The organism is Clostridium phoceensis (assembly GCF_001244495.1).
GTDB classification, from domain to species: Bacteria; Bacillota; Clostridia; order Oscillospirales; family Oscillospiraceae; genus Lawsonibacter; species Lawsonibacter asaccharolyticus.
This window is the reverse complement of the sequence record NZ_LN866274.1, coordinates 2,597,510-2,611,910: the sequence shown is the minus strand read 5'-3', so window position 1 is coordinate 2,611,910 and position 14,401 is coordinate 2,597,510. Positions and strand designations below refer to the sequence as shown.

11 protein-coding genes and 1 pseudogene are annotated in these 14,401 nt (G+C 55.6%); 2 read left to right on the top strand and 10 right to left on the bottom strand.

Annotated elements, in window-relative coordinates; all coding sequences use genetic code 11:
• Genes cas5e through BN1969_RS13450 form a run of 5 tightly spaced genes read right to left on the bottom strand, consistent with a single transcriptional unit; the run spans window position 1 to window position 6,660 of the window.
• Window positions 1-678, bottom strand: a complete 678-nt coding sequence (gene cas5e / locus BN1969_RS13470; RefSeq protein WP_050624777.1) for a type I-E CRISPR-associated protein Cas5/CasD — start codon at window positions 676-678, stop codon at window positions 1-3.
• Entirely contained in the window at window positions 675-1,748 is a 1,074-nt protein-coding gene (cas7e, locus tag BN1969_RS13465) for a type I-E CRISPR-associated protein Cas7/Cse4/CasC (RefSeq protein ID WP_050624776.1), read from the bottom strand. The genes cas5e and cas7e overlap by 4 nt, the downstream gene beginning before the upstream one ends.
• On the bottom strand, window positions 1,741-2,352 hold the full coding sequence (gene casB, locus BN1969_RS13460; protein WP_050624775.1) for a type I-E CRISPR-associated protein Cse2/CasB: 612 nt from the start codon (window positions 2,350-2,352) through the stop codon (window positions 1,741-1,743). Before casB ends, cas7e begins: the two co-directional genes overlap by 8 nt.
• Window positions 2,349-3,929: a type I-E CRISPR-associated protein Cse1/CasA gene (gene casA / locus BN1969_RS13455; RefSeq protein WP_050624774.1), complete on the bottom strand. Its 1,581-nt coding sequence runs from the start codon at window positions 3,927-3,929 to the stop codon at window positions 2,349-2,351. The genes casB and casA overlap by 4 nt, the downstream gene beginning before the upstream one ends.
• A 1-nt stretch (window position 3,930) precedes the next feature.
• Window positions 3,931-6,660, bottom strand: a complete 2,730-nt coding sequence (locus BN1969_RS13450; RefSeq protein ID WP_050624773.1) for a CRISPR-associated helicase/endonuclease Cas3 — start codon at window positions 6,658-6,660, stop codon at window positions 3,931-3,933.
• Window positions 6,661-6,823: 163 nt separating this feature from the next.
• Between BN1969_RS13450 and BN1969_RS17270 the strand changes: the two are divergent.
• A pseudogene (locus tag BN1969_RS17270) lies at window positions 6,824-7,051 on the top strand (manganese catalase family protein); the annotation flags it as partial.
• Between the two features lie 72 nt (window positions 7,052-7,123).
• Here BN1969_RS17270 and BN1969_RS13445 read toward each other — a convergent pair.
• From BN1969_RS13445 to BN1969_RS13425, 5 genes are all read right to left on the bottom strand, one after another.
• Window positions 7,124-8,245: a DUF362 domain-containing protein gene (locus BN1969_RS13445; RefSeq protein ID WP_050624772.1), complete on the bottom strand. Its 1,122-nt coding sequence runs from the start codon at window positions 8,243-8,245 to the stop codon at window positions 7,124-7,126.
• A 44-nt stretch (window positions 8,246-8,289) separates the two neighbouring features.
• Window positions 8,290-9,246, bottom strand: coding sequence for a DMT family transporter (locus BN1969_RS13440; RefSeq protein ID WP_050624771.1), 957 nt, complete (start codon window positions 9,244-9,246; stop codon window positions 8,290-8,292).
• 79 nt (window positions 9,247-9,325) lie between these two features.
• Window positions 9,326-10,612, bottom strand: a complete 1,287-nt coding sequence (locus BN1969_RS13435; RefSeq protein WP_170116229.1) for a phospholipase D family protein — start codon at window positions 10,610-10,612, stop codon at window positions 9,326-9,328.
• A gap of 426 nt (window positions 10,613-11,038) precedes the next feature.
• On the bottom strand, window positions 11,039-12,262 hold the full coding sequence (gene tyrS, locus BN1969_RS13430) for a tyrosine--tRNA ligase (RefSeq protein ID WP_050624769.1): 1,224 nt from the start codon (window positions 12,260-12,262) through the stop codon (window positions 11,039-11,041).
• Window positions 12,263-12,308: 46 nt separating this feature from the next.
• Window positions 12,309-13,187, bottom strand: coding sequence for a DMT family transporter (locus BN1969_RS13425; RefSeq protein ID WP_050624768.1), 879 nt, complete (start codon window positions 13,185-13,187; stop codon window positions 12,309-12,311).
• 556 nt (window positions 13,188-13,743) lie between these two features.
• Here BN1969_RS13425 and BN1969_RS13420 point away from each other — a divergent pair.
• Window positions 13,744-14,400, top strand: a complete 657-nt coding sequence (locus BN1969_RS13420; protein ID WP_050624767.1) for a response regulator transcription factor — start codon at window positions 13,744-13,746, stop codon at window positions 14,398-14,400.
• The last annotated feature ends 1 nt before the right edge of the window (window position 14,401 follow it).

Here is a 14,401-nt window from a genome sequence, read left to right as displayed (position 1 = left end):
CTATGACAGCTCTGACATCGGATCGTGCATAACTTCTGGTGGTATTACCGGAAAGTGCTCCTCCATGCCCCGATAGGTGTATGTCCGGGCACTGTTATGGAAGGTGACCGGCAGGTCCCGCTGGAGCCCCATATTTCTTCCGCCGCAGTGGGCATCGGTCATTAGACGCAGTTTCGGCTGCTGCTTTCCCAGCCGTCTCTGCATCCACAGTGAGGCCTGCCATGGCTCCTTTTTCAGTGCGTCTACCAGATTTTCTTCCCGGATCCCAAGTGTAAGAGGCAGGGTGGGCGGACAGGAGCGCCTGCCCAAGAACAACGGGTAGATCGGGGATTGCAGAGCCTTGTCCAACTCCTGCAGCCATTCTTCATCCTTACTTTCTAAACCTACCAGGAACACTGCATCACAGAGATAATACCGCTGGGTAACATATGTGGTTTTCGCCCCCTGATGAGCGGTGTGAAAGTCCCGGAGCAATTGCCCCTCTTGATCTACCCGTACTCCAAACCGGAGTTGACACAGATCATCAATAGAATCAGCTCTACTTCGTCCTAGTGCGGCCGCCAGCAGTCCAATGACTCCGCTTTTTGTTGGTTCTCTGCCTGTGCGCCGCACCTCAAACCTAAAGTCACTGCCCCACGCCTGCATAGATGCGGCCAAGCGTAACAGCAGGGTGCTCATTTTTCTTCCTCCGCTTTACAGTAGTCCGCCACCATATTCTGCACCGCATCCAGCATCTCCTGCATTCTGATCGATGGCGCGAGTGCTTCAGCTCTCTCTGCCGAACCAACACAGAAAGCCTGCTCCGGCGGTGCCACAAAGGACTGATAGGTTCTCAAGGCATAGCGACCCAGGGCTCGGACCGAGGCTCCTACATACCCTTCACCATTGGCCCGCACAGGGCACTCAAATGCTCCAGCCAAGTTGACCGGCTGGTCGCACCGCAGCGTAACATAGGCTAAGTCAGGCGCTGTACGATTAGCAAAGGTATTCTGCTTCCCGGTAGGCATGGACAGCAGAAACGCCTTTACAAAGTTCTTTGTAGCCTCCGGAGTATCCTCCTTCAGATGCTGCGCCAACTCCTGCACGTTGACCGTTGCGTACCGATAGAGGGTCGCCGAATAGAATTCTACAGTCCCCAAATGACCTGCTCCCATGTTGTCATTGTGAGCGCAGTCATCCACGGCGGTAAAATAGTCATATTCGTTGCGCACCTCATGGGTAGAAATACTGTGGGCCACCTGGGCAGCGGCATCGTAGTTGAGAGATGGGTCGCTGGCCACCATACGGCCAAACAGCGCCATATCCACGGAAGGATACTCCTGAATGGCGTTTTTATAATACTGCTTGTCCGTTTCCCCCACGATCGCTAGCCGGGCCAGTTCTTTTGCTTGGGCTTGACTGAGGAACAACAGGGCATCAGTCTGAGATGCTTTATTAACCTTGATCCCGGCATTTTCCAGTGCTTTGGCTGCCATCTTTTCGCAGCCTTCCTCCACACCCTGCGCTTTCAACTGAGCTGTGACCAATTCCACCGCCCGTTTGGTCCGCAGGCCCAACTGCTCCCGGGAAAACATCTCCCGGAACATAAGCCGAACCGCTCTCTTCCACGCCTGGCTGGACACTCTGGCCCGAGTGACGCCACCGTAAACGGCGGTTTTAGGGCTTCCCGTGTCATCCCGGTTGATACAGCTGGGGGGAACGGTCTGCAACACATGTACATCCACATACAACTTTGACTGATTATTCATGAACTCCATCCTCCTTTGTTCCCGCAATCTGCTCAGTCAGCGTGCGGCGGTAAAAATCCTGTCCCCAACGAAGGCGCACTTGTGCCTGAAAATTTGGCTGCTGATACCAGAATAAATCTTCGGCCAATGCCGGGTAGTCCAAGGGGATTCCCTTGCTGCGCAGAAGCTGCACCATGCCCCGCATATGATGGGATAATTCCTCCATGCTGGCTGCAGTAGCCAGTGCGTAAAAGCGCCTGGATATCCGCCCTTCATCCTCTTCCGAACCAATCAGTCTGGCAGCAGACTTTCCTAATGTTGCTCCAGACTGGCTCATCCACTCCTTTTCAGGATCCTGCCCCTGCTGGTGGAGCGCAAACAGAGTCAGTGCCGTATAGACCGCCCACTCCGCCCGGCTGGGTTTCCGGTCTCCCATCCACCCCTCGGGCATTCCATCCAAAAAGAAGCCCCACAGTTGAGGTATCTCCCCCGGTACGTATCCAACGCCCCTGCGCAAGTGGGCCAGCGTGCTGCGGAAAGCGCTCTCCCCCGCCTGGCTTTTTAACTGTTTCAGTTTCCGGGCTGTAAACTGCGCCACCCGGCCAATGGTGTTTCCCTGACTCATCCTGTTTCACCCTCCCATTGCTTTAATTCTATCAAAAATTGATTAAACGCTTTGGGTGCACAGTAGTAGTGGTCTTTCTCTTTCTTTCCCATTTTCTCCGTGACTTTCCTGCCCACCAGCGCCACAGTTCCTCCTTGCTCAACCAGCTCATGGCCCAGATCCAAAGCGATCTTTTTTGCTCGACTCCGCCAAACCGACAGCAGTTCCCGCTGTTCTTTCAGCTTGATATCCGGATCGATGGTCAGCAGCCACTGGCGGAATGGGACATCCAGCCGATAATAGCACTGCTCTTGCGTTCTTTGTACCGCTGTTTTTCCATCTCCCCCCATAGCCCGTTCCAATTTATAGGCTAACTTCCCCACCATCTTTACAAGCTGGTCACAGTGGCTCACTTCATCGCTTATGATTCTCTGCCACTTGTACCCCAACTCGTCCAACAGGCCGCTGTACATCTGCAGCTGATCGGAAAATTCGTCCGTGATACCACAATACATATTGCCGTATTGGACTCCTGCAATCTGAAAGACAATCAATTTGCTCTTTTCCAGTTTCTTTTTGGCTTTTATAAGACCAATCCAGGCCAAAACGCCAGGCTTTCTCCCCGTTTGCCCCATCATGACGGAGAAATCCCGCCACATCTGCCGGCTGGGCTGGTGGGGTTTTGGACGATATCCGACGACTGTATCCCGCTCCCGGATTCCATCCCAGAGCGTCATCTGTTCACTGAATGCATTTTCCTTTGGAAAATAATCGCCTGCAGCCTCCACATAACCAACTACTCGCTGATCTTTTCGCAAAAGGAGAATCCGGCGGCATTGAAGGGTCAGCAGCGCAGCTTGGCTTCCGGGCAGGGGAATCTCCCGCAGTTTTTCCTTGGGAAGTTCCTCTTCCCACGAAGGGACGCCCGCCTCCCACCGTTCCGTTCCGTCCTTCCATAGCACTAGATTCAGCATCAGGGTTTCAAACAGTGTATCTCCCTTGGCAATAATAAGCCCGATGCTACCCAGCCAACTCAATTTTGGGGATGGCTTTTTGGCTGCAGTATCACCAAATCCTTGAAGAAAAATCAACCACCGGGCAGCCTCCGCATATGTCAGCTGGTTTTTCCGCTCTCCTGCCCACAAAGAAAACAGTTGGGGCTTGTTGCTGCTCTCAACCAAGGCCCCATTCATCTTTTTAGCTGGGTTGGTCGTGCCCTGCAATTGCGGAACCTGGTAAAAAGGTCGCTCCGGATGAAAAAGCCAGAACCTCTCCTGCCACTGAGACAGATATCGTTGAATGGGCTCCGATGGGAACATCCCTGACTCCCACAGAGCCCCCCATCGTCGAAGTGCCTCCTGTACACTTGTAGTCTCATGTGGTTGTCCTCCCTCATCTACACGAGAGAATACTGTATAAACCACTGCCAGCAGTAGCCGCAGGATGGCGCTATCCTGTGTCTTGCTTTCCCCTGTCAGATCCCGGATCTGATGGGCTTGCAGCAGTGCCTGCGTCAAAGACACACTTCTTACCTGGTCATCCAGCCCGATTACACAAATCCAAGGCTCTTCCAACAGAGAGAATTCCCGTTGCTCCATGTTACTCCTCCTTTCGCACACACTGAAGTCCGATCTCTCTGGTATAAGTCAATTGATATCCGCGCAGCTCCGCTCGTCCTTGCTCATCTAAGAAGAGAAACAGCTCTCCCTGCAGGAGGGACGCATAATTCCATTCTGGTACAACTGCCCGCTGATTTGCTTCTAACTCAGCAATGGTACGATCTATCGTTTTGCCGCACAACACTCTGGGAAGCTGTAGCCGCTGACGCAGGATATATCTGCATTCCTGTTGAGAGGGGATATGATCCCTTGGTACCAGAGCCCCCCCATATTGCCAGGGCAAAAAGGCCACTTCTCCGGAATCTCTCTGTTCCATGACCAGTACATCCAATCCCGGTGTACCATCACGAACCGAAGCCAGGGATACCCATTCACTGTCACCCAAAGCACTGTCCAACAGTCCGTGGATGGTCTCATCCAAGCTGTCGACACCAGGAATTCGCAAGGATTGGGCCCGCCCCTCTTTCTCCAGAATATTTCGCTGGTACTCCTGCCAAAGTGCCAGAGCAGGATCTCCTTCAGGCAGCACTGCATTTCCATCCAAGTAGGCCTGCTGTACCAGTGGGGAGATATCGTCCGGCAAGATAATCTGCTCCGGAAGAAGCTGAGCGGTACGGTATAACAGCCACTTCCCATAGACCGCTGTTGTGCCATCATCGGGAGCATTTTGATCCAGCACCACGCATGTGGCTTCCTCAAGTCCCGCTGGACGCTGCCTCTTATGCCGGTGCAGCCGCCCGATCCGCTGCAAAAGCAGATCCATAGGACACAGCTGTGTAATCATAAAATCGAAGTCAATATCCAGAGACTGCTCCAAAATTTGAGTTCCCACCACGATCATTCCTCTGCGCTGCTCCGGGGTGGATCGTTTTCCCAACAATCGAAGTAGTTTAGCCTCTCGCTCTGAACGGTCTCCCATGATGAGTCTTGCATGAATGAGAATGACAGGATTTTCAGGGAAAATATGCTGCAGCTCCTGAGCCAGCTGCTGCGCCCGATGGACTGTATTCACAATGATTCCCATACAGCCCCCCTTAGCAACGACACCTCCCACCAGAGCATACAGCTGCTGTTCCTCTGCCTGCTGCATCCGAATCAAACGGGGTGGTTGATCTACCCGGATATTTTTCTGCTGTACCTGCATCCCATCTGTCCAGGTCAGCAGTGGATAAGCCTGGTTCTTCTCCCAACTCAATCGGATCTCTTTTTCAGGCATCTTGTTTTGATACGCAAAAATCAGATCCCTGCGCCGCCGAGAAGGCAATGTAGCTGAGAGCAGGATGACAGGAACCCCGTATTTGCCAAGCCAGTTGAGCGCACGGTCCAGATATCGATTCATATATGCATCGTAGGCATGGCATTCATCCACGACAACTACCTTACCTGCCAATCCCAGATGGCGCAGCATCACATGCTTCTGTTTCAGGGCGGACATTAAAAGCTGATCTACCGTTCCAATGACAAACTGCGAGAGGAGGGCCTGTTTTCTCCCTTCAAACCAAGGGTGAACCACCAATCCAGATGGATCTACATCCTCATTCTGCACTGCCTTTCCGCGAAAAATGGCCTGGTAATCCTCGTTCAGATCGGCCATGCCGTGGGCAAGGCGGATTCCATGCTGCACCCACTCAGATTGCTGTTGTGCCCACTGCTTCAATCGGGGAAAAATCCCGTTGGATGTGGCCTGTGTAGGTAGGCCAAAGAAGATGCCAGTACATCCAAGTCTGCTACCAATCAACTCCGCCGCTGCCAGCGCTGCTTCCGTCTTTCCAACTCCCATCTGGGCCTCTAAAATGAAGATTCCAGGCCGTGTACTCTCTTCGACCGCCTGAACCATTTCCTGCTGAACCGTATTCCATGTAAATCCAAACCGACTGCAGAATTCCTGCACATCCATGGAATAGGTATTTGGGCACCACTGCTGAGGGAAAGACAGCCTCTCCCATCCCTTCTGAATCCGTGTGGGATAGGTGAGGGATTCACCCATATCTTCCAACTCTAGAAGCGGGAAATACGTGGTATTGCTGGCAATCCAGTCTGCCATAATCAGCAGGCCGGAAATTAACATTTGGGTTGGAACATCCAGTTGGGGAAGATTATCAATCTGGGAGTACCCACACTCGTCCAATGCAAACTTGATCCAATCTTGCCACATTGACTCCCACTGCATCCCATCGGAGCTTCCCTCCCCCTCTAAACCGTAAAAATTCTCCTCATATAATTCCAGCCAGTCTTCTACATCATCCCAAATTTCCTGTGGACGCCCGTGATGCGCACCTACAACAGCAGCTACCCCAGGTGGGCAGCCAAAATGGAGCAATATTGCTTCTCCAGATAATCCATGAGGGGTTTTACCCGGCTCAAGGAAGGAACTCCGGGACGAAATCTTTATACCACAGTTTTGTAGTATCTCTTCCAGTACAGGTGCTTGATCCTTTATTTTTGATTGAAACACCGGTGTGCATTTTCCGATATCGTGAACCAGCGCAAGAAACACGCACACCTGTGTCCATTCCCGCTCTGTCAGTTGCTGTGTCTCTAAGGGGTGGCATGGCCCCCGCTCGGACACCAGTAGTTCCATCACTCCAGCTGTATCTAACAAATGGGCCCAGAGGGGCAGCCACCCTGGCTGCCGCCGTTGCCCAGACTTAGCGATCAGATAATAAAATGACTTGTTTGACAAGTCATGGAATATTGGAATCTTCAGCATATTGTCTTCTCTTTTCTGCATTATAGCTGGTTTCTGATAAACACATTATATTTTTCCTCTTATGCAAAAGCAAGATATTTTCAATAAATTTCCTTTTTTATTCTCTATTTTATATTCAAATATCACAACATCAAGATCTTCACAACTATGTTGCCCTTACACCATTGCAGCAGAGCAGAAAGCCCGCCTCACCTATGACAATATCCTGCGTCTCAGTGATGACCCGGATGTGAACAACGTGATCCGCTTCCTGCGGGAGCGGGAGATCGTCCACTTCCAGCGCTTCGGCGAGTGTCTGCGGCTGTGCAAGGAAAAGATGAACAGCAAGAATGTCTATCTCACCAACCCCGCATTCGACAAACAGATGACGCCCCAGCCCCGGAATGCCTGAGTGTCCCGGAGTCTGCTATCAAAAAGTGCAAAAAAGCCTGCGGTCTGATGGACCGCAGGCTTTTTTGTGGGTTCAGACCCGGATCAGCTCATAGGTCCGGCTGCCCAGGCCGATCTTTTCCCCATGGGCCAAGCAGCTCTCCCACTCGCACTCCGGCGTCACATTCCGGAAGTGGTCGTGGAGATCATGGAAGCCTTCCTCATGCATCCGGTCATCCAGAAGGCTGCCTGGGATGGGCTGCTGCCGCAAACAGGCATCCACGCACGCCTGGTCCAGGGCCACCGGGTCAAACGAAGCGAACATCCCCACATCAGGCAGGATGGCCATATCGTTGTCCCCATGGCAGTCGCAGTAGGGAGATACATCGATCACCAGGCTGATGTGGAACTGGGGCCGTCCATCCACCACCGCCTTGGCGTATTCGGCCATCTTCCGGTTCAGCTGCTCACAGGCACAGTCGTTGGGGTTAAAAATGGCATCAAAGTTACACACCGCGATGCACCGCCCGCAGCCCACGCACTTTTCCTGGTCAATAAATGCCTTACCCCCATCGTAGGAGATAGCGTCCTGCCCGCACTGCTTGATGCACTGGCGGCAGCCTGCGCAGCGCTTCTGCTTCACCACCGGCTTGCCGCCGGAGTGCTGCTCCATCTTGCCCCGGCGGCTCCCGCACCCCATGCCAATATTTTTCAGCGCACCGCCGAACCCGGTCTGCTCATGGCCCTTGAAGTGGCTCAGGCTGATGAACACATCTGCGTCCATGATGGCGCGGCCGATCTTAGCCTTCTCCACATACTCGCCCCCCGCCACCGGGACCTCTACGTCATCATTGCCCCGCAGGCCGTCTCCAATGATGACCTGACAGCCGGTGGAGAAGGGGGAAAACCCGTTCTCATAGGCGCTCTCAATGTGCTCCAGGGCATTTTTCCGCCTCCCCGGGTAGAGGGTGTTGCAGTCCGTCAGAAAGGGAACGCCGCCCAGCTCCTTCACCACATCCGCCACCGCCTTGGCGTAGTTGGGCCGCAGATAAGTCAGGTTCCCGGGTTCTCCGAAGTGGAGCTTGATGGCCACCAGCTTTTTTTCCATGTCGATCTCACCGATCCCAGCGCTGCGGATCAGCCGCTGAAGCTTGGTGAGCTGGCTTGTCCCCACAGGGGCCCGGAGGTCCGTAAAGTAAACTTTCGATTTGTTCATAGATCTCACATCTCCTCACATGCATCGATTGCATCGATCAAAACTCAGTTGGACGGCATCTGTTGTTTGGCGCGTCTGATCTCCAGTATCCCGGGGATGATATTGGCAAACGAGCCCGCCAGGATCAGCAGGATACCCGCCAGCATATTGCCCGGGATCTCCTCCCCGTGGACCATCCAGGCCAGTATGGGCGAGAGCGCCGGCTTGAAGAAATACACCAGCGAGACCACGCTGGCCGGCTGGTATTCCATAGCCAGGAAGTAGGCGCAGAAACCCACGCCGGCCACGCCGGCCGAGACATAGAGCACATAGGGCAGGTTCTGGAGGGTATAGCCCTCCAGAATGGGGATCTGGGCAAAGGAGGGCAGACCGATGGACTGGAAGAATCCCGCCACGGCGGGGATATGGGTGATCAGGATAAAGCAGAAAATGATGACGCTCCCGAAGAGGAAGCTGAAGCAGGTGACCACCGCGCCCCCGTACTCCGCACACTTTCGTTTGCCCATCACCCCGTAGATGGAGAACAGCACAGTGGAGCACAGGGCCAGTCCTACGCCCACCATGTTCAGCTTGATATGCAGGGGGTTGATAATGGCCAGGGTCCCCAGGATCTCCAGACTCAGGGCTGCCAGATGGCGCCTCTTGATGGGCTCCTTCAGGATCATGAAGGCAAAAAAGGTAACAAAGACTGGGTTGCAGCTGAACAGGACCGCCACCACGGAGGACTCGGTAAAGTTGATGGACATCTGATAGATCGGCATGCAGATGGCAATGCCGATCAGGCCCAGCAGGGCGAAATAGGCCACGCTTTTCCGGTCCAGGCGCTTGCTTCGCTTCTTTAGGGTGTAGACAGCCACCGGGGCCAGAAAAACGAAGCCGATGGAAAAGCGGGCCAGCGTCAGCTGGACCGGATTGACCTCCCCCGCGATGAGTTTCAGCACCACCTCCATGGAACTGAACGCGATAGTTGCAATCAGGATAAAAAAATATCCTTTTTTCATGTTAAGTGTCTCCCCTTACAGGCTCATGTAAGTTTGTTTTTTGATTATAGCACAGCAGGCCCTGAAAAGGAACCAAAACTCAGAGCAGACACCGAAACGGCTGGACCAGGAGCGATGTGATGGGATAAAGTGCATGCTTCCAGTCTCCGTTATCCCAGGGGGTCACCCCTTCCTTCTCCACATAGGTCTCCAGTCCGGACACCAGCAGAGAATCCTCCTCCATTTCCGCTAGGTAATGTTCCAAGACCGCATTAAATTCCTCCCCATGGATCACGAACATCACTTCCGTATCCACATAGGTGCTGCGCATATCCAGATTGTAGGAGCCTACCGCCGCGAGGTCCTGGTCAATGAGCAGGGACTTTCCGTGGGAGGAGTAATCCCCGTACCACTCCCATACCTGAGCACCGGTATCCAGCACCCGAGCCTTATTGCGGTAATAGTCGGAAGAGGCCATAAAATTGTCCCCTACTCCCATGGAGTTGATCTGAACGGAGAAGGGCACCCCGCGCCCAGCCACCCGTGAAAGTCCGTCATACATCGACTGATCACATACTGCGTAGGGTGTTTGGAGGTAGACTCTCTCCTCAGCACCCTCCATCAGCTGCTGCAGCTGCCACCATACCAGAGGTTCTTTTGCCAAAATATTGATCGGGTTATGGATAAAAGTCACAGCTTTTAATGGGACCGTGGCCTCTATGTAATCTGTATTCTGTTTGCTCAAAAGCTCCGGATGAGCCTCCCTCCATGTGCTGTGCCGCATATGGAGGGCTTCTGTCTCCAGAAGTACGCTCTTTCGATAGAAAAATGGTGCGGACTCCAGCCAGGTTTTGCTGTGGCTGTCAGACCAAACCATCTGAAAGTACTGCTCCACCTGATGGAGTACGCTCTCACCGCTGTCAGCCGTCCCTGCGGCAGAATTATAGAACAGAATATCCAGGTCATGACTCTTTTCCGGGTCCGGGACATAGTCCCCTAAAAATTTATCAAAAGTGTTTCGTCCGCCTGCCAGCAGCAGCCGGTCATCTGAGAGAATATATTTGTCATGGAGCCTGCCGTTAAAGGTCCAGGGCATGAGCGGATTGGGCGTATTATAGAAACGGATCTCAATATTGGGATGTGCGCCCAGGGCATAAAACACCGGCGAGGAGGCCATGCTGACCAGGCCGTTCATCCCATCCGTGAGGACCTGGACCTGGACCCCGCGCTCCGCTGCCGCCAGGAGGGCCGCTGCCACATCCCTGCCGCTCTCACAATCCCGGATATCAAAATTGGTGAAAATCAGCCGCTTCTGCGCCTCTTCAATCATGCGGATCCGGATCTCCAGTGCGGCAACATTGTCATCTATCAGGGCTGCACGATCCACGCTTCCAGTCCCATAAAATCCACTTTTGTCAAATCCTCTCTGAAATTCTTTTGACACTCCCGGCTGGAACAGAAATGGGAGCCACATTCCCAGGAGCAGATAGACCGCATAACACAGAAAAACCACTGGCAGAATCCGCAGTATAAGGTGTACATGCCGGCCACCAGCTCCCCCTGCTTTGAATAAATGTTTCATCTTATCTGTAAACCTCCGGGCTTTGTTATGAGAGCAGACGCTTTCATTCTCTATTTTTCATTATTATAGAACGAAACGACTTTTTTCTCAAGGGGATATGATCGGAACCCACACAGGCTTTCGATCGCACTGTCCCTCAGAAGCGGACGGCGGACCGTCTGCCCCCTGCTGGCCTCCAATGAGCTGACAGCCGGGTATTCTCTATCAGAATACCCGGCTGCCTCTGACTTTTCACATCTTTACGCGGTGGAACACCTTTTTTCCTTTTTTGAGCATCAGGCCGTCGCCTGCCATCTGGTCGGCAGTGTAGGATGCGGCCACGTCGGTGACCTTCTCCCCGTCCACCTCCACGCCGCCCTGTTCCACCAGGCGGCGGGCCTCCTTCTTGGAGGGGGCCAGCTTGCACTTCATCATCAGGTCCAGGATGCCGATGGAGCCGCCGGCCAAGTCCTCCTGGGACAGCTGGGTGGCCGGGACATTGCTCATGTCTCCGCCGCCCACAAAGAGGGCCTTGGCGGCCTCCTGGGCCTTCTCAGCCTCCTCCTTGCCGTGGACCAGAGCGGTCAGCTCATAGGCCAGAATCTCCTTGGCGGTGTTCAGCTGGCTGCCCTCCCACTTGTCCATCTCGTCGATCTGCTCCAGAGGCAGGAACGTGAGCATGCGCAGGCACTTGAGCACGTCGCCGTCGCCTACGTTGCGCCAGTACTGATAGAACTCATAGGGGCTGGTCTTGCTGGGGTCCAGCCACACCGCGCCCTTGGCTGTCTTGCCCATCTTCTTGCCCTCGGAGTTGAGCAGCAGGGTGATGGTCATGGCGTGGGCGTCCTTGCCCAGCTTTCTCCGGATCAGCTCAGTGCCGCCCAGCATGTTGGACCACTGATCGTCGCCGCCGAACTGCATGTTGCATCCGTAGTGCTGGAACAGGTAGTAGAAGTCGTAGGACTGCATGATCATATAGTTGAACTCCAGGAAGGAGAGTCCCTTCTCCATCCGCTGCTCATAGCACTTGGCCCGAAGCATGTTGTTCACCGAGAAGCAGGCTCCCACATCCCGCAGCAGCTCGATATAGTTCAGTTTCAGCAGCCAGTCGGCGTTGTTTACCATCTGGGCCTTGCCCTCACCAAACTCGATGAACCGCTCCATCTGCTTTTTGAAGCAGTCGCAGTTGTGCTGGATGGTCTCCGGGGTCATCATGTTCCGCATGTCGGTGCGGCCGGAGGGGTCCCCAATATAGCCGGTGCCGCCGCCGATGAGTGCGATGGGCCGGTTGCCCGCCATCTGGAGGCGCTTCATCAGGCACAGGGCCATGAAGTGGCCCACATGGAGGGAGTCGGCAGTGGGGTCAAAGCCGATGTAGAACACCGCCTTCCCCTCATTCACCATCTTGGAGATCTCCTCCTCGTTGGTCACCTGGGCGATCAGTCCGCGGGCTTTCAGTTCCTCATAACAGGTCATCGTACTTTCTCCTTTTTATTCAATATTCTGCTGGCATGAAGTGTTTTCAGCAGGACTGTTGTTTCTCTCCCTGAGCAGGCACGCGCTCCTTGTGCTCCCTGCGTCCACAGATCACATTGTAGGCCACCACGCTGCCCACCACGATCACCGCGCCCACCAGCGCAGTGGGACCGATCATTTCATGGTAAAAGACGGCTACCAGGATGGGGTTGAGGACCGGCTCGATGCCGGAGACCAGGCTGGCCGTCACCGGCGGAGTGGTCTTCAGGCCGATGGTGAGCAGGATATAGGCCAGTGCCACCTGGAACACCCCCAGGATCAGGACGCTGACCACCGCTGTGGCGGAGAAGTCGGTCTCCATGGCCACAAAGGGCAGTCCCACCACCGCGCTGAATACATCTCCCCAGAAGACCGAGCTGATGGCGTCCCCCTCCGGCATGTCGTTCATCATGAACACACCGGCGTAGGAGATCCCGGAGATGAGGGCCAGCACGTTCCCCACCATCCCGCCAGCGGAAAGGCTGTCCACAAAGAAGAACAGGATGCCGCCCAGCACGGCCGCGCAGGTCACCAGATCCAGCTTTCCCGGCCTGCGCCGGAAGAAGATGGCGGTGAACACCATCACGAAAATGGGGGCGGTGAACTGGAGGACGATGGCGTTGGCCGCCGTGGTCATCTTGTTGGCGATGGAGAAGAGGATGTTGGTCCCACACACCGCCAAAGCGCCCAGCAGGACCCAGCGGTTCATCCTGGGCTTGTGGCGAATGGCCCACAGGTACAGCCCGATGACCACCAGGGCCACCGCGGTCCTGGCTCCGTTGATAGACATCCCGTTCCACGGGATCACTTTGATGCAGAGCCCCCCGATGCTGTACAGCACCGCGGCGGCAAAGACGCACAGGACGCCTCTCTGCTTTGCGGACACGACACCGCCCCCTTTTCTGTCTCTCTCCACATTTCCAGACCGCCCGAACTCATTTTGCGGAGTCTCCCCCGCTGTTCCCGCCCCTGCGGCGCGGGAATACACAGAGAGGATCGGGCTCTCTGAAAAATGCCCCCTGTCCCGAAGGACAGAGGGCATGAAATGCGGTACCACCTCTGGACCGTCCTGTCCTCGCGGGCAGGACCTTATGGAGTGCTGGACTCCGGCGCGGTAACGGGCGCGGACCGGCCTGTCCCCTACTGCGGCTTGTCCGGTTCGGGCGGCTGCTCGGAGGCGTATTCCCGGAGCGCCCCTCTCCCCCTCTCACCGTCCGGGGGTTCTCTGGGCAGCGGCGGCTCCGCTACTGGTCCTCTTCATTGCAATGTGTGCAATATAGCACACGCCGTTTTCTTTGTCAAGGGGCGGGCGGGGATTTCCGGACAGATCTGGGTCCGGGCGGCCGCCCCGGCCCTTGTCACTCGGACCGGCCCATGGTACAATAGCACCGCCCCCCGGCGGGGTCCGGGGAGGCGGATCAACAGATAAGTGGTGATATCTCATGCATCAGATCCTCATCGTGGAGGACGACCCTGCCCTCAGCCAGGGCATCCGCCTGGCACTGGGCCAGGAAGGGCGCCAGTTCGTCCAGGCCGGCACCATCGGCCAGGCGGAGCGGGAGCTGGCGGAGCGGACCTTTGACCTGCTCATCCTGGACCTGAACCTGCCCGACGGGAACAGCCTGGACCTGCTCTCCCGGCTGCGGGACCGCTCCGCCCTGCCGGTGCTGATCCTGACGGCCAACGATCTGGAGATGGACCAGGTGACCGGTCTGGAGCTGGGGGCGGATGACTATGTGACCAAGCCCTTCTCCCTGGCGGTGCTGCGCGCCCGGGTGAACAGCCTGCTCCGGCGCAGCCGTCCTGCCCCCGCCGCACTGGAGCTCCCCCCGTTCCTGTTCGACTTTGACGCCATGGTCTTTGCCAGGGACGGCGTGCCGTTGGAGCTGTCCAAGACGGAGCAGCGGCTGCTGCGCCTGCTGGTGGAGCACCGGGGACAGACCCTGTCCCGGGAGGTGCTGCTGGACCGGGTGTGGGACGGCGGCGAATTCGTGGACGAAAACGCCCTTTCCGTGGCGGTGAACCGCCTGCGCGCCAAGCTGGCGGACGCCCCCATCCGCACCGTGTACGGCCTGGGCTATCAGTGGGCGGTGGACTGAG